At 64.7% G+C, this 20,934-nt stretch carries 19 protein-coding genes; 9 read left to right on the top strand and 10 right to left on the bottom strand.

Translation table 11 applies throughout. The features are described from left to right. Positions 1-17 precede the first annotated feature (17 nt). The 6 genes from JJ959_RS03625 (at position 18) to JJ959_RS03600 (ending at position 5,502) form a co-directional block, all read left to right on the top strand. Positions 18-704, top strand: coding sequence for an orotate phosphoribosyltransferase (locus JJ959_RS03625; RefSeq protein ID WP_292879905.1), 687 nt, complete (start codon positions 18-20; stop codon positions 702-704). A gap of 37 nt (positions 705-741) precedes the next feature. Continuing rightward, positions 742-1,365 (top strand): glutathione S-transferase family protein, encoded by a 624-nt coding sequence (locus tag JJ959_RS03620; protein ID WP_292879904.1) that lies wholly within the window; start codon positions 742-744, stop codon positions 1,363-1,365. 84 nt (positions 1,366-1,449) lie between these two features. Beyond that, the gene (locus tag JJ959_RS03615; RefSeq protein ID WP_292879903.1) at positions 1,450-3,147 is read left to right on the top strand and encodes a peptide ABC transporter substrate-binding protein; all 1,698 of its coding nucleotides are present in this window, start codon (positions 1,450-1,452) and stop codon (positions 3,145-3,147) included. Between the two features lie 7 nt (positions 3,148-3,154). After that, on the top strand, positions 3,155-4,123 hold the full coding sequence (locus tag JJ959_RS03610; protein WP_292879902.1) for an ABC transporter permease: 969 nt from the start codon (positions 3,155-3,157) through the stop codon (positions 4,121-4,123). Beyond that, complete coding sequence (locus tag JJ959_RS03605) at positions 4,120-5,040, top strand: ABC transporter permease (RefSeq protein ID WP_292879901.1); 921 nt, start codon at positions 4,120-4,122, stop codon at positions 5,038-5,040. Before JJ959_RS03610 ends, JJ959_RS03605 begins: the two co-directional genes overlap by 4 nt. A 48-nt stretch (positions 5,041-5,088) precedes the next feature. Further along, positions 5,089-5,502 carry a hypothetical protein gene (locus JJ959_RS03600; protein ID WP_292879900.1) on the top strand — a complete coding sequence of 138 codons (414 nt, stop codon included), beginning with the start codon at positions 5,089-5,091 and terminating at the stop codon, positions 5,500-5,502. A 13-nt stretch (positions 5,503-5,515) separates the two neighbouring features. Here JJ959_RS03600 and JJ959_RS03595 read toward each other — a convergent pair whose 3' ends face one another. The 3 genes from JJ959_RS03595 to JJ959_RS03585 all read right to left on the bottom strand — a co-directional run bounded on the left by JJ959_RS03595 (position 5,516) and on the right by JJ959_RS03585 (position 7,601). After that, positions 5,516-5,959 (bottom strand): hypothetical protein, encoded by a 444-nt coding sequence (locus JJ959_RS03595; protein ID WP_292879899.1) that lies wholly within the window; start codon positions 5,957-5,959, stop codon positions 5,516-5,518. A gap of 269 nt (positions 5,960-6,228) precedes the next feature. Continuing rightward, positions 6,229-7,023, bottom strand: a complete 795-nt coding sequence (locus JJ959_RS03590) for an ABC transporter permease (RefSeq protein ID WP_292879898.1) — start codon at positions 7,021-7,023, stop codon at positions 6,229-6,231. Beyond that, complete coding sequence (locus JJ959_RS03585; protein ID WP_292879897.1) at positions 7,020-7,601, bottom strand: ABC transporter ATP-binding protein; 582 nt, start codon at positions 7,599-7,601, stop codon at positions 7,020-7,022. Before JJ959_RS03585 ends, JJ959_RS03590 begins: the two co-directional genes overlap by 4 nt. A gap of 283 nt (positions 7,602-7,884) precedes the next feature. Here JJ959_RS03585 and JJ959_RS03580 point away from each other — a divergent pair, with 283 nt between their 5' ends. Continuing rightward, positions 7,885-8,985 carry a lipase family protein gene (locus tag JJ959_RS03580; protein ID WP_292879896.1) on the top strand — a complete coding sequence of 367 codons (1,101 nt, stop codon included), beginning with the start codon at positions 7,885-7,887 and terminating at the stop codon, positions 8,983-8,985. Between the two features lie 9 nt (positions 8,986-8,994). Here the strand turns inward: JJ959_RS03580 and JJ959_RS03575 are convergent, their stop codons facing one another. From JJ959_RS03575 to JJ959_RS03565, 3 genes are read right to left on the bottom strand one after another with little or no spacing between them, the layout of a single operon-like run. Then, the gene (locus JJ959_RS03575; RefSeq protein WP_292879895.1) at positions 8,995-10,167 is read right to left on the bottom strand and encodes a M20 aminoacylase family protein; all 1,173 of its coding nucleotides are present in this window, start codon (positions 10,165-10,167) and stop codon (positions 8,995-8,997) included. A gap of 26 nt (positions 10,168-10,193) precedes the next feature. After that, positions 10,194-11,465, bottom strand: a complete 1,272-nt coding sequence (locus JJ959_RS03570) for an amidohydrolase family protein (RefSeq protein WP_292879894.1) — start codon at positions 11,463-11,465, stop codon at positions 10,194-10,196. A 47-nt stretch (positions 11,466-11,512) separates the two neighbouring features. Further along, on the bottom strand, positions 11,513-12,427 hold the full coding sequence (locus tag JJ959_RS03565) for a ribokinase (RefSeq protein ID WP_292879893.1): 915 nt from the start codon (positions 12,425-12,427) through the stop codon (positions 11,513-11,515). Between the two features lie 67 nt (positions 12,428-12,494). On the opposite strand from JJ959_RS03565, the gene JJ959_RS03560 reads away from it, so the two are divergent. Both JJ959_RS03560 and bluB read left to right on the top strand, forming a co-directional pair. Beyond that, positions 12,495-13,922 (top strand): mannose-1-phosphate guanylyltransferase/mannose-6-phosphate isomerase, encoded by a 1,428-nt coding sequence (locus tag JJ959_RS03560; RefSeq protein WP_292879892.1) that lies wholly within the window; start codon positions 12,495-12,497, stop codon positions 13,920-13,922. Next, positions 13,919-14,569 carry a 5,6-dimethylbenzimidazole synthase gene (gene bluB / locus JJ959_RS03555; protein ID WP_292879891.1) on the top strand — a complete coding sequence of 217 codons (651 nt, stop codon included), beginning with the start codon at positions 13,919-13,921 and terminating at the stop codon, positions 14,567-14,569. Before JJ959_RS03560 ends, bluB begins: the two co-directional genes overlap by 4 nt. A gap of 7 nt (positions 14,570-14,576) precedes the next feature. Here bluB and JJ959_RS03550 read toward each other — a convergent pair whose 3' ends face one another. The 4 genes from JJ959_RS03550 to pobA form a co-directional block, all read right to left on the bottom strand. Next, on the bottom strand, positions 14,577-16,205 hold the full coding sequence (locus tag JJ959_RS03550; RefSeq protein ID WP_292879890.1) for a hypothetical protein: 1,629 nt from the start codon (positions 16,203-16,205) through the stop codon (positions 14,577-14,579). Positions 16,206-16,361: 156 nt separating this feature from the next. Beyond that, positions 16,362-17,924 (bottom strand): hypothetical protein, encoded by a 1,563-nt coding sequence (locus JJ959_RS03545; protein WP_292879889.1) that lies wholly within the window; start codon positions 17,922-17,924, stop codon positions 16,362-16,364. Beyond that, positions 17,911-19,566 (bottom strand): tetratricopeptide repeat protein, encoded by a 1,656-nt coding sequence (locus JJ959_RS03540; protein ID WP_292879888.1) that lies wholly within the window; start codon positions 19,564-19,566, stop codon positions 17,911-17,913. The genes JJ959_RS03545 and JJ959_RS03540 overlap by 14 nt, the downstream gene beginning before the upstream one ends. Before the next feature lie 54 nt (positions 19,567-19,620). Further along, positions 19,621-20,811 carry a 4-hydroxybenzoate 3-monooxygenase gene (gene pobA / locus JJ959_RS03535; RefSeq protein ID WP_292879887.1) on the bottom strand — a complete coding sequence of 397 codons (1,191 nt, stop codon included), beginning with the start codon at positions 20,809-20,811 and terminating at the stop codon, positions 19,621-19,623. Positions 20,812-20,934: the final 123 nt, after the last annotated feature.

The raw sequence follows: 20,934 nt of genomic DNA, 5'->3' as shown, positions 1-20,934 counted from the left end.
TTGGGAGCCCCCCGTCGATGGACGAGAGCCAGACCCCCGATTTCCGCCAGAGCATCGCCGAGACCGCAGCCAATATTCTGCTCGAGATCGAGGCCGTGCATATTCGCCCGGAAGAGCCCTTCACCTTCACCTCGGGACGCCTCAGCCCGGTCTATGTCGATTGCCGCAAGATCATCTCCTTCCCCCGCGCGCGGAAGAAGCTGATGGAGATGGGCGTCGAGCTGCTGGCCCAGAAGGCCGGGTTCGAACAGTTCGACGCGGTCGCCGGCGGCGAGACGGCGGGCATTCCGTTCGCCGCCTGGATCGCCGACCTGCTCGGCCTGCCGATGCTCTATATCCGCAAGAAGCCGAAGGGCTTCGGCCGCAACGCGCGGATCGAGGGCACCTTCCCCGAGGGCGCACGCATCCTCCTGGTCGAGGATCTCGCGACCGACGGCGGCTCCAAGCTCTCCTTCATCGACGCGATCCGCGAAGCCGGCGGCGAGGTCGCTCACTGCTTCGTCGTCTTCCACTACGGCAACTTCCCCGAGAGCACCGCCTCGATGAAGGAAAGGGGCGTCGATTTGCACGGGCTCTGCACCTGGTGGGATGTGCTCGCCGCGGCCGAGAAGCGCGGCTTCACGGCGGCACAGCTCGCCGAGGTGCGCCAGTTCCTGCGCGATCCCGACGGCTGGGCCGCATCCCGCGAGACAATCGAAACCTGAGCAAGACAAGAACAAGCGAGGCGCCGGGAGGGCCGAGATGCTGAAGATTCTGGGACGCAACAATTCGAGCAACGTGCAGAAAGTGACCTGGCTCTGCGGCGAGCTTGGAATCCCAAACGAGCGCGAGGATTACGGCGGTGCCTTCGCCAACACGAAGGACGACTACTACCTCTCGCTCAACCCGAACTCCCGCGTGCCCACGATCATCGAGGACGATTTCGTGCTCTGGGAGTCGAACGCCATCGTCCGCTATCTCTGCAACAAATATTCGAAAGGCGAGATGGCGCCCGCCGACCCGCGCGACTATGCCGATGCGGACCGCTGGATGGACTGGAAGCACACTACGCTCCTGCCCCTCATCACGCCGATCTTCTGGGGCCTCGTCAGGACCCCGGAGGCCGAGCGCGACTACGCGGCGATCGATACGGCGCGCAAGGGCATGATCGACATTCTCTGGATCCTGGAAAAGCGCCTGACCGGCCGTGACTACATGATGGGCGACCGGCTGACGATGGCCGACATCCCGCTCGGCATGAATATCTACCGCTGGCTGACCCTGGTCGAGGACCGCCCGCCGATGCCGGCGCTGGAAGCCTGGTACGCCCGCATTGCCGCACGGCCGGCCTTCAAGGAGCATGTGCTCGACATACCGCTGACCTGAAGCGGCAGCGGCTGCGGCGCTGGAAATCATCGGCGCCGCTTCCTATCCTCAATGGAACCCTGACCGAGAGATGGAGGCAGCCCGATGCGGCGTCCGATCAGACTGTTCGTGCTCTGCCTGATTGCCCTCGCTGCATCCCTTCACCTGCCCCGTCCCGCCGATGCCCGCGAACAGCTGGTCATCGGGATGACCCAGTTCCCGACGACGCTGAACCCGATGATCGACGCCATGCTGGTGAAGAGCTACGTGCTCGGCATGGCGCAGCGGCAGATCGCCATCTTCGGCCATGACTGGGAACCGGCCTGCCTCTGGTGCACCGAACTGCCGACCTTCGAGAACAAGCGGGCGAAGCGGTTTCCGGTACTCGACGCGGCGGGCAACCCGACAGGGCGCGAGGGCGTGCGCACGACCTACACGATCAAGCCCGGTGCCTTCTGGGGCGACGGCACGCCGATTACCACGGCGGACGTGCTCTTCAGCTGGGAGGTCGGCAAGCATCCGGAGACCGGCGTCTCCGACATCAGCACCTACCAGGACATCGCCGAGATCGAGGTCGAGGACGAGCGCACCTTCACCTTCGTGCGCAACAAGATCGACTACCGCTACAATACGCCCGGCGATTTCGACCTGCTGCCGGCCCATCTCGAACGCGACGCCTTCGCCGTGCCGCGGGACTACAAGAACCGGACGCTCTACAAGACCGACCCGTCCAATCCGGGGCTCTATAACGGCCCTTACCGGGTCTCGGAAGTCAGCGAGGGCGCTTATATCGTGCTGGAGCGCAACGAGCACTGGCAGGGCAAGAAACCGGCCTTCCAGCGTATCGTGGTGAAGACCATCGAGAAGACCGCGGCGCTCGAGGCAAACCTGCTCTCAGGCGCGATCGACTATATCGCCGGCGAGGCCGGCCTCACCCTCGACCAGGCGCTCGGCTTCGCAAAAAGGCACGGCGACGCCTTCGACGTGATCTACAAGCCCGGCCTGATCTACGAGCATATCGAGCTCAATCTCGACAATCCGATTCTCGCCGACATTCGCGTCCGCCGCGCGTTGCTGCATGCGATCGACCGGCAGGCACTCTCCGACAGGCTCTTCGCCGGCAACCAGCCGGTCGCCCACGGCGCCGTGAACCCGCTGGACTGGGCCTATCATAAAGACCTGCCGAAATATGCCTTCGACCCGGAACGCGCCAAGGCTCTGCTCGCGGAGGCCGGCTGGACGGAGATGAAGGGCGGCGTCCGCCACAGGCCCGACGGCACCAAGCTCAGCCTTGAGATCATGACCACCGCGGGAAACCGGATCCGCGAGCTGGTCGAGCAGGTGCTGCAGAACTACTGGAAACAGGTCGGCATCGAGGTGACGATCCGCAACGAGCCGGCCCGCGTCTTCTTCGGCGAGACCGTGCGCAAGCGCAAGTTCCCGGCGATGGCGATGTTCGCCTGGCTTTCGGCTCCGGAGGCGCTGCCCAAGACCACGCTCTATTCGACCTCGATCCCGACCGAGGCGAACAACTGGTCCGGCCAGAATGCGACCGGCTATGCCAATCCGGAGATGGACCGGCTGATCGACGCCATCGAGGTCGAGCTCGACCGGGAAAAGCGCCGCGCGCTCTGGGCCGAGCAGCAAACCCTCTACGCGACGGATCTGCCGGTGCTGCCGCTCTATTTCCGGTCGGACGCCTATATCCTGCCGAAATGGCTGAAGGGGCTGCGCCCGACCGGGCACAAATACAGCTCCACCTACTGGATCGAGCAATGGCGCGACAGTACGGACGCGAACTGACCCGCGCATGACAGCGTTCCTGGTCCGCCGCCTCGGCCAGGCGCTGCTCGTGCTCTGGCTGATGTCCTTCGTGACCTACGGGCTGCTGGTGCTGATGCCGGGCGACCCCGTCGACCTCATGATGGCCGGCGACCCGAACATGACTGCCGCCGACGTCGTGCGGTTGAAGGCGCTCTACGGCCTCGACCGGCCCTTCCTGGAGCGCTACGGCGCCTGGCTCTCCGCTGCCCTGCAAGGTGATTTCGGCTATTCCCGCCTCTTCGCCGCACCGGTCACGGACGTGCTGGCGCCGCGGCTTCTGAACTCCCTGCTGCTGATGGGGCTGGCCTTCGCCCTGGCCGTCGCGATCGCCCTGCCGGCAAGCGTGCTCGCGGCGCGAAACCCCGGCAGCCTCGCCGACCGGGCGATCAATCTCTTCTGCTTCGCCGGCATCTCCGTGCCGCCCTTCTGGCTTGCCCTGCTGCTGATACTCCTCTTCGCCGTGACGCTCGGACTGTTTCCGGCGAGCGGCATGGCGACCATCGGCGACGGCGGTATCGCCGACCGGGCGGCGCATCTCGTGCTGCCGGTGCTGACCCTGGCAGCGGCCAGCATCGCGCAATATACCCGCCACGGAAGGGCCGCGATGGTCGAGGTGCTGCGCGAGGACTACATCCGCACCGCACGGGCCAAGGGTGCCAGGGAAGGCGCAGTCCTGTGGCGCCACGGGTTCCGAAACGCGCTGATCCCGCTGGTCACCATCATGGCGCTCGATTTCGGCGCCCTCTTCTCCGGCGCGCTCATCACCGAGACCATGTTCGCCTATCTCGGCATGGGCAAGACGATCTACGACGCGGTGATGGGCAACGATTTTAACCTCGCCCTCGTCGGCCTGCTGCTGGCGACCGCCGTCACACTGGCGGCGAACATCGCTGCCGACATCGCCTATGGCCTGATCGACCCGCGCATCCGCCTCACCGCGAGGGCCGGGTCATGACGGCGGGATATGCGATGCACGGACGTCGCGGTCCGTTCGGCCGACTTCTCGCAAACAGCGCTGCGGCACTGAGCCTTGCAGTCCTGGCGGTCATGATGCTCGCCTGTTTCGCCGCGCCTCTTTTGGGCGCAATGCTCGGGCTCGACGCCACCACGCCGGACCTCTTCAACATTGCCGCACCGCCCTCCGCCGCCCACCCGCTCGGCACCGACGAGATCGGGCGGGACCTGATGATGCGCCTGCTCGAAGGCGGACGGGTCTCGCTTACCGTCGGGCTCGCCGCCGCGCTCAGCGCCAGCGCCATCGGCACCCTGCTCGGCCTGCTCGCCGGCTGGCGCGGCGGGGTACTGGACGCGGTACTGATGCGGCTCGCGGACGGCGTGATCTCGCTCCCGCTCCTGCCCCTGCTCATCGTCCTCGCCGCGATCGATCCTGAAAAAGCCGGCCTGCCTGCCGCACTCGTACAATCCGAGAGCTTCAGCCTCTACCGGATCGTGATCATCATCGCGCTGGTCGGCTGGACGACGACGGCGCGCCTCGTGCGCGGCTCCGTCCTCAGCCTGCGCGAGCGCGAGTTCATCGAGGCCGCCCGCGCCCAGGGCCTGCCGCCGTTGCGTATCCTGTTCCACCACCTCCTGCCCAATGCCGCCTCGCCGATTCTGGTCGCCGCGACACTCACCATCGGCAATGTGATCCTGTTCGAGAGCGTGCTGAGTTTCCTCGGCCTCGGCGTGCAGCCGCCGATTCCGAGCTGGGGCAACATGCTGACCGGGGCGCAGGAACTGATCGCGACCGCGCCCATGCTCGCGGTCTGGCCCGGCCTGCTGATCTTCGCCGCCGTGATCGCCTTCAATTTCCTCGGCGACGGGCTGCAGGAGGCGCTGGATCCGCGTGCCATCCAACGACGGCACCGGTAGGGCCCGCATCGCATTGACGCCCCTCCTCCCCCTCTCTAGCTTGGATCCATGAACCGCTCGCGCGCCCTCACTCTGATGCTGCTCTTCGTTGCAACGCTCGGCCTCGCGGCCTGCGAAGAGGCGCCGCCGACCGTGGTCAACCGGCGTGACGCGAAACCGCCGCCGGGCGACGGGCAGACCGGCGAGGTCTGCGTGCTCGTTCGCAACCGCACACCCTTCACCATCACCGGGCGGGTGCAGCTGAAGACCCGCGAGCGCACCAGCTTCCGGCTGTCGCGCAGCGGGCGCACCCAGATCTGTCTTGTGGGAACACTCTATGGCGGGGACACGGTCTCTCTGGTGGTCACCAACTTCATGACCATGCCGCTGTTTTCCTGCTATGTCCGCTTCGACCAGTCGGTCGACATCTATGCCCGCCCGCATCCGGACGGCGGCTGGCTCTATAACGCGCCCTGCGTGTGAACCAGTCGGGCGGTCAGGACACCAATTCGGGCTGCCGCTGCATAGCCTTCACATGGCGGCGCATGGCCTGAATCACCGGAAGACCGCCGAGAACCATGATGTCGACCGGGGTCTTGCCGCGGAACGGCGCGTTGCTGTTGCCGGTGGTCGGCCAGGTCTCGGCGGCCTGCTCGTCCATCTTTTCCTTCAGGTCGCGATAAAGCGCGACCAGATTCGACGTCCGCTCGAGCTGATCGACGGAGAGTATGCCCTGCCAGTTGCCGTCGCTCATCGCGGCCCAGGTGCCCTCGTCGACATTCATCAGCTTCGCGGCGGCGCGCGGGGGAACTTTCCAAAGATCGAACAGGCTCGCGATCGTCCGCACGGCGACAGGCGTCAGCTCCTTGCGTTCCTTGTCGCGATGAAACCGGCCCTGCGCTCGGCCGTCCTTGCCGGATATATTACTGGTTGCTTCCATGTCTCAAGATCCCTAGCCAGCTCATGCACACGGAGTTCACTCCCAGGTGCCATTCTGCCTGTTTTGGCGCTTTCGCCATTCAGCCAGATTTATATTGAAATTCATACTACCGGCGTAAAATGCTATTTGAAAAGCGAATAATATCTTGCACTTCTGCTGTATTTTAATTGATTTCCGTTGCCTAAAATTAGAGAGATTTTTGTTTTAAGACATGCACTTCAGGACCTATCTTCACAACTGATCGGCAGAATCACATTCTGAGGAAAGGCTTACTCGGAAAGCCGGTCGAGACGCAGCCGATGGCGCGTATCTGTGAGGCGCCGAAGCACGGAGAAAACCGCGATGGTTACGCCAATCCCTGTCGCGCCGGAAATCAGAAACATTACCAGTAATTGATATTTCACCGCCTCGACCGGGTCGATGCCGGCGAGAATCTGCCCGGTCATCATCCCCGGAAGAGAGACGAGGCCGGTTGCCGCCATTGCGTTGATCGTCGGCGTCAGCGCGGTCCGCAGCGCCGCGCGGGTCATCGGAAGGACCGCCCGGCGGAAGCTGCGCCCGAGAACGAGCTGCGCCTCGACGGCGGCGCGGCCGTCGCCAAGTGCGGCGGTGATCGCCCGGATCGCGAGCGCGACCCCGGTCATGCAATTGCCGAGCACCATTCCAAGCAACGGCAGGAGATAGCGCGGATGGTACCAGGGATCGGCCGCCACCTGTGTCGTCAGAGCAAAGCCCATCATCAGGAGAACCGCGAAGCACATGGCGCCGGCGCCGAGACCATAGCCCCAGAAGCCCTTCAGCCGGCAGTCCTGGCGCGCCATTGCCTCGTAGCCGGCAAAGCCGAGCATGGTGAGCACCGCAAGGCCGGTCCAGAACGGCGACACCGTACTCAGGAGGAAGTCCAGGATCACGCCGATGAGCAGAAGCTGCACCACCATACGGACCGACGCGATCAGCAGACTGCGCGCCATCCCGAGCTCGAAAGCGACGGAGACCGCACCGTTGATCAGAAGGAGCAAGGCCGCAAAGGCGAGATCGGTGTAGGACAGCACCTCGTAGTTCATACCACCCGCTCCTCGACGAGGCGGCCGTCCTCAAGCCTGTAGCCCCGAGATCCGACGCGCGAGAACTGCGCCTTGTCATGGGTTACGAAGAGACAGCAGCCTCCGGCCGCGCAATGTTCCGCGACCAGCGCTTCGACTGCGGCCGTCGCGGCCTCGTCAAGCGCTGACGTCGGCTCGTCCAGCAGAAGGCACAGAGGTTTGTTCTCGAGCAGGCGCATCAGGCCGAGCCGCTGTCTTTCACCGGTCGAGAGCCGAGAGACGGACCAGTCGCCGGCAGCGGGATCGATGCCGAGACGCTCCGCAAGATGCCGGCAGGCGTCCCAGTCCGCGAAATGCGCGGCGACCCGGTCCGCCCACCAGCCAGGTTCGGCCGGCAAATAGCCGACCTCGCGGCGCCAATCCGGCGCCGGCATACTCTCGCGATCGCGCCCGTCGAGGGAGACCGTTCCTTCGGCGGGATCGAGGTCGGCAATGGCGCGCAGCAGCAGGGATTTCCCGGAGCCCGACCGGCCGCGCAAAACGACTGTTACACCGGACGGCACATCCAGATCGACCGGCCCGACATGCAGGCTCTTCAATCCCCGCAGAGTAAGCAGCGCACAGGCCTCCCTCCGGTTTTCCGACCCGCGTTCGGGTCACATTGGCACAATCCGGAACCTTCAGGCCAACGCCAACCTTCTCTCCTTGCCTGAACAGGTCAAAGTCCGTGCCCTGCTGCGGTGAGCGACGGAAGAAAAGCGCTTCTCTCCTCTTGGAAAAAGTCTCTCCCGGGAAAATTTGCAATCCTCCATCCGGGGAATATTATAGGGCACATTATTACTTTTGATTTTATTCACGTCATTTCATACGAGGAGCGATTTTATGGCTCACGAAACGCTCAAGAGCGACCTTCTCAGATTCTCCGATATGAAACCGCCCGTTCGGCGCGCCGCCTATAGCGATCGCACCGCCTGGCTGATGGCCGTGCTTTCGGAACTCGCCTATCTCCGCTTCGATGAGGAGGACGAGGACGCGATCATGAGCCTCGCTGTCGAACTGGCCAAGCTGACCGATCAGAACAGCATCGCGGAAAGATTGCGCGGTCTTGCCTTGTCCTTCAGTCCGCAGCGGGACACCAAGAACGAGATCCTGCGATCGGTGTTGGCAGTCGGCGGGTTCGAACTTGTCGGGATCATCTTCAACCGTGAGACCGACACCCAGGGCTTCGTCGCAGCACGACGGCCCGAGAACGATGTCGGAATGGCGGTGATCGCCTTCCGCGGCACCCAACAGACCAAGGACTGGATGACCAATCTCAGCGCGTCCGCCACGGGCGTGATGCATCTGAAGAATGGTCGCGAAGTGAAGGTCGGCAATGTCCACAAAGGCTTTGACGCGGCCTTTAAATCGGTCGAGGAGCAGATCAGGAGCTATGTCGAACAGGTCGCCGACCTGCCCCTCTATATCACCGGACACTCCCTCGGCGGCGCGCTCGCGACACTTGCCACCTGGTATACGAGCGGCGACAAGCTCGCGGCCTGCTACAGTTTCGGGGCGCCGCGCTGCGGGGATGACGGCCTGGTCAGCGAATTCCGGACACCGATCTACCGCATTGTAAATGGAGCCGATCCGGTTCCTTTCGTCCCGCCGTCCAGCATCAGCATCGATATCGCCAAGGCCCTGCTCAGGGGGATCGGCATGTTCTTTTCTCCGGCGAACCGGTTGGCCAATCTCGTGGTACGCAGCCAGCGCTTCCGCCATTACGGCTACCAGCGCTATCTGAGCATCTGCGATCCGGCGGCGGACGGCACCTATCCAGACCTCAAGAACGAGTTCGGCATCAGTTCCCTGGAACGGATCTATCGCTACGCCCAGCGCCTCCTGAGAGGCGAGGCATCGACCCAGAGACGGATCGACCGCTATCACGACATCGCGGAGTACCGCTCGAAGCTGAGAGAATTCGCACTCCGCCGCCAGACCTGACGGGCCCGATCAACCCGCCCGCAGCAGCCTGTCCTCGACGAGCTGGCTCCAGTAGCTGGCGCCCCAGGGCAGGGCCTCGTCATTGAAGTCGTAACCGGCATTGTGCAGCATCTTGCCTTCGCCGCCGCCGCCGTTGCCCATCCAGATGTAGCAGCCCGGCTTCTTTTCCAGCATGAAGGCGAAATCCTCGCCGCCCATGCTCGGGGTCGGATCGCGGACGACCTTCTCACCGCCGACCAGACGCTCGGCGACATTTGCCGCCATCTCGCTCTCGGCTTCGGAATTGACGGTCGGCGGATAGCGCTTCTCGTAGCGCAGCTCGGCCGTCGCACCGAAGCCGGCACAGACGCCATCGATAATCTGCTTCATCCGCGGCTCGATCATGTCGCGCACTTCCGGACGGAAGGAACGGGTCGTGCCGGCGAGTTGCACCATGCCCGGGATGACGTTGTAGGCATCGCCGCCATGGATCTTGGTGACCGAGACCACCACCGCATCCATCGGATCGACATTGCGGCTGGCGATGCTCTGCAGCGCGGTGACGACCTGGGCCGAGACCAGGATCGGGTCGATCCCGAGATGCGGCATCGCGCCGTGACCGCCGACCCCCTTGATGTCGAGCTCGAACATGTCATAGGCGGCCATCATTGCGCCAGCGCAGACCGCGACTGTGCCGACCGGCATGCCCGGCCAGTTATGCATGCCCCAGACAGAGTCGACCGGAAACTTCTCGAAAAGCCCTTCCTCGACCATCCGCTTGCCGCCGCCCTCGTTCTCCTCCGCCGGCTGGAAGATGAACTGCACGGTGCCCGAGAAGTTCCGGGTCTCGGCGAGGTACTTCGCCGCGCCGAGCAGCATGGTTGTGTGCCCGTCATGGCCGCAGGCATGCATCTTTCCAGGATTCTCGGAGGCGTAGTCGAGGCCGGTCTGTTCCGTAATATCGAGCGCGTCGATATCGGCGCGGAGGCCGATAGCGCCGCCCTCCCCGTTGCCCTTCAGCGTGCCGACCACGCCGGTGCCGGCCAGACCGCGATGCACCTCGATCCCGAAACTCTCGAGCTTCTCGGCGATGAAGGCGCTGGTCCAGTGTTCCTCGTAGGCGGTTTCCGGATGGCGGTGCAGCTCACGCCGCCAGGCGGTCATTTCCTCGTGGAACTCGGCAATGCGGTTGTTGATGGGCATCAGAAGACTTCCTGCTCGGGACCTGATCAGAAGGCCGCGTTGGCGGCCGAGGTAAAGCGGAGAACATTGTCCGCCGGGCTGCGGGTCTCGTGCACCGCATCGTCGGTCTTGATGCGGGCCGGGACACCGTTCTTGATCACCATACGGTGGTTCGCCCGATCCGCAACCCGCTCGATGTCGGCGAGCGGATCGCCGTCTACGATCAGCAGGTCGGCATGCATGCCCTCCGCCACCGTGCCGCGGTTCTCCAGCCCCATCAGGTCGATGCCGTTGCGGGTGGAGAAGACGATCGCGTCCATCGGCGCGATGCCGATCTCGACCATGTAGCGCAGCTCCAGCGCGTTCTCGCCGTGCCGGTTGAAGGGCGTACCGGCGTCGGTGCCCATCGCGATCTTGCCGCCGGCATCGTAGAACATCTTGATCGACTGGATGTGCCGCTCCTGGACCCGCATGGCCTTTTCCACCACATGCGGAGGAATCCCGTTTTCCTTGTTGGCGACAATATTGCGCACCGCCGCGAGTGTCGGGACGAGATAGGTCCCGGCCTCCAGCATCTCCCTCAGACACTCGTCCGTCATGAAGATGCCATGCTCGATCGAAGCGACACCCGCGCGGACCGCATTCAGGATGCCAAGGCTGCCCTGGGCGTGGCTCGCAGACCTTTTGTGGAATCGTTTGCCCTCAGCGACGCCGGCCGCCATCTCCTCGGCGGAGAAATGCGCGTCCTCCGGGCTGACGCCCGGGGTCATCACCCCGCCGGTGGCCATCAGCTTGATCAGGTCCGCGCCGGCATGGATCTGCTCGCGCACCGCCTTGATCACCTCGTCGGTACCGTCTGCGATGCGGCCGTTGCGGTTGCCGTGTCCGCCGGTCATGCAGATCACCCGGCCGGAGCAGAGAATGCTCGGGCCGATCTGGGCGCCGCTGTTGCAGGCATCGCGCACCGCTAGCTCGAGGTAGTCCTTGCCGCCGCAGTCGCGCACTGCCGTGATGCCGCTCATCAGGGCCTGCTGGGCGTGCTTGAAGGCCGCCATGGTGATCTGCCCCGGCGTCATCGCCGACTGCGCCGCAACTGGGTTGCCCTCGCCGCCCATGGTCAGATGGACATGGCAGTCGACCAGCCCCGGCAGCAAGGTTCCTCCGGTGAAATCGACCCGGAAGCCGGCAAATCCCTGGAAGCGGTCGAGCGGCGCCAGTTCCGCGATTCTCCCGTCCCTTACCATGACCCCATGCTTTTCGAGCCGGGCTCCGGTTCCGTCGAGCACGGTTCCGCCTTCGTAGAGCGTTTCCTTGACCATCGATATCCCTTACCGGGCCGTTCTGAGCCCGCGTTGCTGCGTCGTATTTAAATATGAACCACGGAAGGCAGGTCGGCCAGAGCCGCGTTGATCCGCGCCTCAGTCAACTCTGGAGACTGGGCGCCTGGCAAGGTGCAAATGATCCCGCTGGCGGTCGTGGCCCGGCGAACCGCCTCGATGAGGGTCTCCCCCCGGTCCAGAGCGGCGGCCAGCGTGCCGCAGAAGGCATCGCCGGCGCCGACCGTATCTACCGGCACGATCGGCAGGGCCGGCACCTGGAATGTGCCGCCTTCATGCGCCACGACCACGCCGGCCGCTCCGATCGTCACGATCCCGGTGCCCCGGCATAGCGCCGCGAGGCCGCGCGCGAGATCGGCGTTTTCCAGACCGGCGCTGTTGCCGAGCAGGCCCAGCGCCTCCTCTTCATTGGCGATCAGGATATCGACATCCGCCAACGCCGCGCGGGAGAGCGGGCCGAGCGGGGCGTCGTTCAGGATGACCCGGCAACCGCGCGCTCGCGCCCGCTGGATAGCCGCCTCGGTATCCGCCTGCGGCAATTCCATCTGCATCAGCAAAGTGGTGTGCGGCCCGAGCAGCTCTTCCGCGAGCCAGTCGGCGGACGCTTTCATGTTGGCGCCGCTGGCGACGAGAATCTGGTTCTCGCCGCTCGCCTCGACAGAGATCACCGCCGTGCCGGTCACCCCATCGACCACATGAACGTGCGATACGTCGACTCCGGCCGCCGTCAGCGCGTCGAGGCAGGGCGCCGCATTGGGGTCGCGGCCGACAGCCCCGACAAACCGGACATCGGCGCCGTCCCGTGCAGCGGCGGTGGCCTGATTCGCACCCTTTCCGCCGGGGCAGAAGGTGTATGCGTCGGTCAGTACCGTCTCGCCCCGGCGGGGCAATTTGGCGAAGGAAAAGAACAGGTCGGCGTTTATCGATCCGAAGACGACGATCATGGTCTGCTTTCGTCTGGCGCTCTGTGTTACTAAGCCATTCTTGATACAGAATTGGCGCGGTCTGCACATGATTTATCCCGTCATCCTCTCCGGCGGCTCCGGCACCCGGCTCTGGCCGGTCTCCCGCGCGCTCTATCCGAAGCAGCTGCTGCCGATGCTGAGCGAGCGGACCATGCTGCAGGAAACCGCGCTGCGATTTCCGGAAGGTGCCGGTTACGGCCCGCCCTCGGTGATCTGCAATGCCGAGCACCGCTTTGCCGTCGCCGAACAGATGCAGGGCATCGGTGCCAAGCCGTCCGCCATCCTGCTGGAGCCGGCCGGACGGAATTCCGCCCCGGCCGCCGCCGTGGCCGCGCTGCATGTCGCAAGCGTCGATCCGGAAGGCCTCGTCCTGCTGCTCGCCTCCGACCACCGTATCGAACGGCCCGACGCCTTCCGCGCTGCCGTCGAGACCGGCGCCGTCGCCGCGCGGGCCGGGCGTCTCGTCACCTTCGGGATCACACCGGACCGGCCTGAGACGGGTTACGGCTACATTCACCGGAACGGCCCGCTCGACGGCATGGACGGCTGCTACGGGATCGAGCGTTTCGTCGAGAAACCTGATCTTGCGACCGCGGAGAAGTATCTCGCCGCCGGAGACTATTTCTGGAACAGCGGCACCTTCCTCTTCCGGGCCCGCGACTTCCTCGCCGAGCTCGGGCGGCTGGCACCGGAGATCCTCGACGCAGCAAGGGCGGCTCTCGACAAGGGTGTCTCCGATCTCGACTTCCGCCGCCTCGACGCGGACGCCTTCGGCAAGGCGCCCTCGATCTCGATCGACTATGCGGTGATGGAGAAGACGGCCCTCGGCGCCATGGTGCCGCTCGATGCCGGCTGGTCGGACGTCGGTTCCTGGAGCGCGCTCTGGGCCGTGCAGGAGAAGGATGCAGAGGGCAACGCCGTCCAGGGCGACGTCTGGCTGCACAAGAGCCGGAACAACCTGGTGCGCGCGGAATCCCGGCTCGTCACCGTGATCGGCGCCGAGGATCTTGTCGTCATCGAATCCCCTGATGCCGTGCTCGTCGCGGCCATGGGCGCCGACCAGGACGTGAAGCTCGCCGTCGAGGCACTGAAGGAGGCCGGGCGCCCGGAGGCGATCAGCCACGCCACCACGCACCGCCCCTGGGGCAGTTACCGAAATATCGACAGCGGCGACGGATATCAGGTCAAACGCATCACCGTTTCCCCCGGCGGCCGGCTTTCGCTGCAGAGCCACAAGCATCGCGCGGAGCACTGGACGGTGATCTCCGGCAAGGCCCGGATCACCCGCGGCCCGTCGATGGAGCGGCTCGACGTCATGCATCTCGATGCCGACCAGTCGGTCGACATTCCGCTCGGCTGGATCCACCGGCTGGAAAATCCCGGTACAGAGCCGCTCATTATCGTCGAGGTGCAATCCGGCTCCTATCTCGGCGAGGACGATATCGAACGCTTCGATGACCAGTACGGACGATGACGGGCGGCACCTCATCGCCCGAATTCGACGCCGCGTTCCGGGAAAGACTCGAAGACCTGCTGCGCTGGCGCCGGGACGTGCGGGAGTTCCGCACGGACGCTCTGCCAGAGGGCATGCTGGAAAGGCTCGTCGACCTCGCCTCCCTCGCGCCCTCGGTCGGCTACAGCCAACCCTGGCGCTTCGTCTCCGTCGTCCATCCTGCCAGGCGGTCGGCGGTCCGGAGCTCTTTCGAAGAAGCGAACAGGAAAGCGCTCTCCGGTTATGAGGGCGAGCGCAAAAAGCTCTATGCCACCCTCAAGCTCGCAGGACTCGACAAGGCCCCGGTCCAGCTTGCGGTCTTCACCGATCACGGATCGGAGCGCGGCCACGGCCTCGGGCGCCAGACCATGCCCGAGATGCTCGATTATTCCACCGTCACCGCGATCCACACCTTCTGGCTCGCCGCCCGGGCCGAGGGCATCGGAGTCGGCTGGCTTTCGATCCTCGACCCGGAAGAGATCCGGGATGAACTCGAGGTGCCAGTGGACTGGTCCCTCACCGCCTATCTCTGTGTCGGATATCCCGCACAGGAGGACGACCGGCCGAAGCTGGAGCAGCTCGGCTGGGAGGAAGAGGCACCGGAAAGCCGCCGGCTCTTGAAACGCTGAACCCGGTTCAATCTCGCGTGCGGAACCGGCTCGCCTGCACCACGGCGATCGCGGTCAACGGAATGACCACCGTCAGGACGGCGACGGCGATCAGCAGATAACCGAGTTCGCTGTAATCCGCCGGCACCTGCACCTCCCCGGTCGTCCGGTCCTTCACTTCCCGGGTCACCAGAAAAATCTCGTTCATGTATTTCGTCCCCATCGCCCTGGCCGAGAGCGCGAGGTTCACGAAGGAGGCCATCACCGCAAAGAAGGTCGCTTTCAGATGTGGCGGTGCGTTGCGGGCGATCCAGGCCAGCATCGGGATCATGGAGACCTGGGCGAGCGGCGACTCGATCGCCGTGTCGAGAATGGCGATGAACCGGGCATCGACGATTCCGCCTGTCAGCGGCGCCGTCCAATCCTGGATACCGTAATAGAGCCCGATATTCGGCAGCGACAGGATCCCCGCGAAGACCGTCAGCAGCGCGACGATATAGGCGATCGACCGTGATGCCATCAGCGGCCGGAGCACGACCATGCCGACCAGCGCAAGCAGGGCGCTGATAAGGGTCAGGACGGAGATGAACTGCTGATCGAAGCCGAGCTGGTCGATCTCGAACCAGGTCGAACCGGGGCCCGGCCCCGGGACCGCGCGAAAGAAGAAGACTATGGTCGAGGTTCCGATCAGGGCGAGGCGCTGCGGCGGCGCAAGCTCGGGCAAGAGCCGCGCGATCAGGAAGCAGACGATCGCCATCGAGCCTGTAAAGACGATCTCCTGAGAGAAAGCGAGATCGCTGAGGCCGACGGTGATGGTGAAGGCACCGAAAGCGAGGCTGCCGCCGAAGATCCACCAGTTCGGCGTTGCCTCCCCGTCCGGACGGAACAGCATCTTGTCGACCTCGGCCCGGTCGACGCCGGCGGAGATCAGGTCCTTCGCGCGGCGACGCAGCATCATGCCGCCGAGAATCACCCCGGCGACCGAGATCGCCGGCACGATGAGCGCGATCAGGTGGATGTCGGCATAGATGACCGCCTTCTCCGCCTGGCTCATCGAGCCGACGCCGTCGAACATGGTGATATTGACGATCGCAACCAGCGCCAGTCCGCCGATCAGGGCGAAGCGGCCGAGCATCTGCATCGTTGTATGCATGGTCTTGATCGCTTCTTCGGAAAAAGCCTCGCCGTTCTCGTCCAAGACCGGGACCGCCTCGACGGTCATGGCATCGGCGACCGCGTCCTGCAGAACATAGCCGAGCGGCGACAGCAGGACGCTCAGCACGAACCAGGCTGTCGCAGGCATGATCGCGGTCATTTCGGCGGTATGCGCGATCAGCCCGTACATGATCAGCAGGCTGGCAGCGATCAGTCCGGCGCCGAGATAAACCAGCGCGCCCTTCCATTTCCAGATGATGTCGACCAGATGGCCGACCGGCATCTTGAGCGCCCAGGGAATACCTGCCCAGAAGCCGAGCCCGGCCAGAAAGGCCGCCGAGAGATCGAGATATTCCTTCACGAAGAAGGTGCCGACGATCGAGGTCAGCCCCGAGATCCCGTAGGCGAGATAGACCATCAGAGGCGGCAGATAGGACCAGCGCAACTGCTCTATCAGCCCGGCGAAGACGTCATGCATCCAGTTCGTGCGGGACGAGATCACGTGATTGCCTCCTGGCTGTCATTGTCGGCTCCTGTCCGGAAGCCCGGACCATATCATCCCGTTTGAGTGCCGGCTGTTTCAAGGTGCTCGATGAAAACTGCCATGGTCAGAATGGCGGAAATGCGGCGTCACCCTCCGATTTCGGCATTCCTGCAATCACCGGCCCGCAGACAGCTCCGCGAGTGCGACCCCGAGGTCCTCGAATACGGGTCGCCAATCGCCCGGAACCGGCTGGCGGAAAAGCCTGGCACGGGAATAGAGCGGGCTGTCCGATCGCTCCCGGAACCAGAACCAGCTGCAGCCGAAACCGGTCGGCAAGAGGACCCAGAGCGGGGTCTCGGTGCATCCGGCTATATGCGCCGTCGTATTGGCGACCGTGATGACCAGATCCAGATCCACGATGGTTTCCGCGAATGCCAATGTCGGCCCAAAGGGCTCGAAGCCGGGTATGCGCTCCACCTCCGGAAATCTCTCGAGTTCCGTTTGCTCTTCACCGTATTGAAGCGAGAAAAACCGGCAGCCCGGCTGTCTGAGTAGCGGGGCCCAGTCGGCAAGCTGCGTGGATTTGAGCGCGCCGACCAGCGAGGCGTCGGACTTCCAGGAGATGCCGATCTTGAGAGGACCGCCGCCGCTTCCGGCTTTTCGAGGGAGCGACCGGTGTCCGCCCGGGCAGGCAAGGTCCGCCGGCTTTACGGAAAAAAAACGGCCGGCGAATTCCAGCGGATAGGCGGTCACGGGTTTCCAATCCGGGTCGGCCGGATCCTCTTCCGGCAGAGTGGCGCGTACACGAATTTCGGGATGCAGGCGGGAGAGCAAGGCGACGTTGCGTCGGTCCACGACCGCGATCACCCGCCCCGCCGCCTGCCGCGCACGCTCCAGAAAGACTGAGAACAGCAGCTCATCACCGACCTTGTCGACACTCCAGAGCAGCAACGCACCATCCGGTACCAGACTGCCGTCCCAGCGCGGGAGACCGTCGATCGGCGGCTCCCACTCAGGCAGGCGAAAGCGCTCCAGCCGGGGCCAGCCTTCGGCCAGATGGCCGTCGCTGAGCAGCGCCCGGCCCAGTTCCCCCTGCGCCTCCCGGCTCGTCGGGTTGACCGTGACGGCCCGGCGGAACCAGCGCGCCCCCTCCGCCGACCGGTCCTGCTTGCGTTGCCAGAGCCCCATGTTCCGGAGTGTGCCGAAATCGGAAGGACTGACCACGAGCGCGCGCGAGAACGCTGCGCCGGGATGCGCGCCATCCGTCAGCAGACCCTGGATCCGGGCAATCTCGCCCAGCGTTCCAGGATCGAGCGGTCTTGCGGCACTCGCCCGCCGGAGCAGGGTCAGCGCGGCCCGGTACTTCTCCCTGCGGACCTCCAGGTTGGCCAGATTGAACTGCCCTGCCCCCTCACTGGGCGAGACCAGCACCGCCCGCCGGAGCGCATCGCGATCGCCCCCCGCAAGGCCCTGGAGCGTGAAGAGTTCCTTGAGCAGCGGAACGACAACAGGACGCGGGATAGCTGTGCGCGCCCAGCTTGCGGAGCGGCCCGACAATGCGGCATTGCCGAGACGTCCGGCCGAAAGGCTGAAGAAGTAGCAGCCTATCGGGTCGCGCGGGATGACGAGGAGAAGCTTACGAGCAAGTCCTCGGCAGGCGTTCCAGTCCCCCGCAACCGCATGCTCCGAGGCAGCCCGGCGCCATTCATCGGTCGGCGGGGTCTCAGGTACCGCCATGCCCGAACAGCATGGTGATGTTGATCCGCCGATGGATATAGCCGTCCTTGAAGGTGAAGCGGTCGGTCTCGTGGAACAGGCGGGAGTCGAACAGAAGCGCCCGGTTCTCGCGGTTCGGAACCCGGATAGGGTTGTTCCGGTCCTCGCCGAGCGCCGCGTAGATCTCCTCCGCCGGAGCCGTGTTGTAGCGCTGGAAAGTCCAGTCCTTCGGCGCCGGCTTGCGGAAGACCAGCAGCCCGCCGGATTCAGGGTCCAGGTTGGACTCGGCGTGATTGATCCAGAAATTCACGTTCACGGCCGCGAAATCGGCATGCGGATTGATACCCGACATGTGCTGGTCGTACTTGTAGGCCCACATCAGCTTGAGTCCGTGCGGCCCCAGAACGCGCGGCATGCGCTCGCGCAGACCGCGGCCGATGGCGAAGAGCAGCGGGTCGTTGAAGCCGGAGCGATAGTAGGCGCCGAGATAGCCCGCGCCCTTCAGCTGATGCCAGATCGTGGACTCGAAGCAGAAACGCCGGATGGCGGCGAGCGCCTCCTCGTTCAGCAGTGCGTCGATCGCCACCGCCTGCGGCGCGGCATCCAGATAGCTTTCCTCGATCGCGGACCAGTCGAGATCCGGGTTCATCGGATCCGCGTCTTCCCAGCCGGTCGCGGCAATATGGACGAAGCGGTTATAGGAACGCGCGATCCTGCCATAACGCGCATCGTCCAGCTTGAAGGAGATCGCGTCGCGGTCTTCCGGGCCGAGAGTGTCGAGAAGTTCCTGATAGGTCTTCCATTCGTCCCGGTATTCGGGCGGCAGAACGCCCCGCTCCGTCAGGTAGCGGTACTGCTCGGCATCGTGCTTCAGGCGATGGCGGGCGCAGGTCCGGTCGACCGGCACCACCGGCTCGGCGGGCATGTCGGCATAGGCCGGCGCATCATTCAGCGGCCGTCCGTGAACAAGACGCGCGCGCCGTGCGTACGGCTCTGCCGCGTCCTCAAACCGGTCGGACTCGATCAGCGTCACCCCGAGATTGAACCAGAGGTCCGGATCGTTCGGATGGTGCTCAAGGATATTGCGGTAGAGCCTCTCCGCCTCGGCGCCGTAGCCGTTTTTCAGCAGATGGTGGGCGCCGTTGATCGAGGCGGCGCGATCGGTCGGATCGGTCGCCATGAGCCGGGCAACAGCCGCCTCCACGCACGGCGTGTCGCCCGCCTTGCGGGCCGCTTCGAGCATCAGACCGCACTGGCTTTTCGGCTCGAGGCAAAAGGCCAGTTTGGCCGCGCGCAACGCAGCGGCGGGATCTTCGCTTGCTGCGGCAGCCTCGGATGTGACGACATAGGGGCCGCTACCGTCCGGAGCGAGAAGCGCCGCCCGCCGCGCGGCGGTTCGCGCCGCCTCCGGTTCCCCGGCGCGGTGTGCGGCGAGCGCGAGGTTCGAATGCACCGCCGCAACACCCGGCAAGCCGCGGGCGGCGGCCCTGTAGGCTTCCGCGGCCTCCGCGTTGCGCCCCTGCTTCAGCCGGATAATCCCGAGATAGAACTGCGCCGCGGGCTGGCGCGGGTTCGCCTCGACAAAAGCCACGAGACCGGGCTCGGCGGCGTCCGTCTGACCCGCCTCGACCATTTTCATCAGCGCATTAAGATCCTCGCTCATATTCGGTTATTAGCGCGGATACAGCGCAACGCCAACTGGCGAAAGAGCGCAGCTTCAGGCAGCCCCGGTCCAACCGAAGGGAAGCCCGACATAGTTCTCCGCGATGGTTCTGCGCCCGGCCTCGGTGCCGGTGAAGTAATCCAGATCGGCGAACTGCACTTCCTCGTCGAACGCGTTGGCGCCCGGGTCTTTGTGCAGCAGACGGGTCATGAACCAGGAAAAACGCTGCGCCGCCCAGATCCGCTTCAGAGCGAGCGCCTCGTATCCGTCGAGCTGCGTGGTGTCCCCGGACTTGAAATAAACCGCAAGGGCATCGCTCAAGAGCTTCACGTCGCCGGCCGCGAGATTGAGCCCCTTGGCCCCGGTCGGCGGCACGATATGCGCGGCGTCTCCTGCCAGGAAAAGGCGGCCGTGGCGCATGGTCTCGCACACGAAGCTCCGCATCGGGGTGACGTCCTTGCGGGTGATCCGGCCCTCGTTGACGCGGAAACCGTCCTTCGCCTCGAGGCGCCGGTGCAGTTCGTCCCAGACCCGGCTGTCCGGCCATTCGTCCAGATTCTCTTCCGGATCGCACTGCAGGTAGAGGCGGGTGACCTCGGGCGAGCGCATGCTGAACAGCGCGAAGCCGTTGTCGTGCCTTGAATAGATCAGCTCATCCTGCGCCGGTGCCGCGTCCGCGAGGATGCCCAGCCAGGCGAAGGGATACACCTTCTCGAACAGCTTCAGCTTCGCTTCCGGAATAGACTGGCGGGCGACGCCGTGGAAGCCGTCGCATCCGGCGATGAAGTCGCAGGCGAGCGTCTTCTGCTCGCCACCGTAGATGAAGCTGAGCGACGGGCTGTCGCTCTCGGCGCCGTGGATCGCCACATTTTCGGCTTCGAACAGGATCTGGCCGTCGAACTCCTTCTTCAGCCTGATCAGATCCTTCACGACCTCCTGCTGGCCGTAGACCGTGACCTTCTTGCCGCCAGTGAGGCTCGGGAAATCGATGCGCCGTTTCTCGCCTCGGAACAGCATGTCGATGCCTTCATGCGGCATGCCTTCCTTCGCGAGGCGCTCGCCGGCGCCCATCGCGTGCAGGAATTCAACGGCGGGATGTTCGAGCACGCCCGCACGGATCCGGCTCAGCACGTAGTCTTCCGAACGCTGCTCGAGGATGACGGAGTCGATTCCGTGCTGGCGGAGAACCTGGGCCAGCATGAGACCGGCGGGGCCGGCGCCGATGATCCCGACTTGTGTCTTCATGGTCGTTTCCCCTGCATTTTGACGTTTGTCAGTAATCTAGAGGGGCATCGGGAACGCCAGAAGAGCAGGACGGGACAAATTCTTGCATTTTTCGGCCAAAGACGACTTTATCGAAACGCTCAT

It is taken from the genome of Nisaea sp. (assembly GCF_017640745.1).
In the GTDB taxonomy this organism is placed as follows: domain Bacteria; phylum Pseudomonadota; class Alphaproteobacteria; order Thalassobaculales; family Thalassobaculaceae; genus Nisaea.
The sequence above is the reverse complement of the archived record's forward strand: the minus strand, read 5'-3'. Positions and strand labels throughout refer to the sequence as shown.

Excerpts from the sequence above, each read along its gene's own strand:
- JJ959_RS03625 (WP_292879905.1), top strand. The coding sequence starts at position 18 with ATGGACGAGAGCCAGACCCCCGATTTCCGCCAGAGCATCGCCGAGACC.
- JJ959_RS03620 (WP_292879904.1), top strand. The coding sequence starts at position 742 with ATGCTGAAGATTCTGGGACGCAACAATTCGAGCAACGTGCAGAAAGTG.
- JJ959_RS03615 (WP_292879903.1), top strand. The coding sequence starts at position 1,450 with ATGCGGCGTCCGATCAGACTGTTCGTGCTCTGCCTGATTGCCCTCGCT.
- JJ959_RS03610 (WP_292879902.1), top strand. The coding sequence starts at position 3,155 with ATGACAGCGTTCCTGGTCCGCCGCCTCGGCCAGGCGCTGCTCGTGCTC.
- JJ959_RS03605 (WP_292879901.1), top strand. The coding sequence starts at position 4,120 with ATGACGGCGGGATATGCGATGCACGGACGTCGCGGTCCGTTCGGCCGA.
- JJ959_RS03600 (WP_292879900.1), top strand. The coding sequence starts at position 5,089 with ATGAACCGCTCGCGCGCCCTCACTCTGATGCTGCTCTTCGTTGCAACG.
- JJ959_RS03595 (WP_292879899.1), bottom strand. The coding sequence starts at position 5,959 with ATGGAAGCAACCAGTAATATATCCGGCAAGGACGGCCGAGCGCAGGGC.
- JJ959_RS03590 (WP_292879898.1), bottom strand. The coding sequence starts at position 7,023 with ATGAACTACGAGGTGCTGTCCTACACCGATCTCGCCTTTGCGGCCTTG.
- JJ959_RS03580 (WP_292879896.1), top strand. The coding sequence starts at position 7,885 with ATGGCTCACGAAACGCTCAAGAGCGACCTTCTCAGATTCTCCGATATG.
- JJ959_RS03575 (WP_292879895.1), bottom strand. The coding sequence starts at position 10,167 with ATGCCCATCAACAACCGCATTGCCGAGTTCCACGAGGAAATGACCGCC.
- JJ959_RS03570 (WP_292879894.1), bottom strand. The coding sequence starts at position 11,465 with ATGGTCAAGGAAACGCTCTACGAAGGCGGAACCGTGCTCGACGGAACC.
- JJ959_RS03565 (WP_292879893.1), bottom strand. The coding sequence starts at position 12,427 with ATGATCGTCGTCTTCGGATCGATAAACGCCGACCTGTTCTTTTCCTTC.
- JJ959_RS03560 (WP_292879892.1), top strand. The coding sequence starts at position 12,495 with ATGATTTATCCCGTCATCCTCTCCGGCGGCTCCGGCACCCGGCTCTGG.
- bluB (WP_292879891.1), top strand. The coding sequence starts at position 13,919 with ATGACGGGCGGCACCTCATCGCCCGAATTCGACGCCGCGTTCCGGGAA.
- JJ959_RS03545 (WP_292879889.1), bottom strand. The coding sequence starts at position 17,924 with ATGGCGGTACCTGAGACCCCGCCGACCGATGAATGGCGCCGGGCTGCC.
- JJ959_RS03540 (WP_292879888.1), bottom strand. The coding sequence starts at position 19,566 with ATGAGCGAGGATCTTAATGCGCTGATGAAAATGGTCGAGGCGGGTCAG.
- pobA (WP_292879887.1), bottom strand. The coding sequence starts at position 20,811 with ATGAAGACACAAGTCGGGATCATCGGCGCCGGCCCCGCCGGTCTCATG.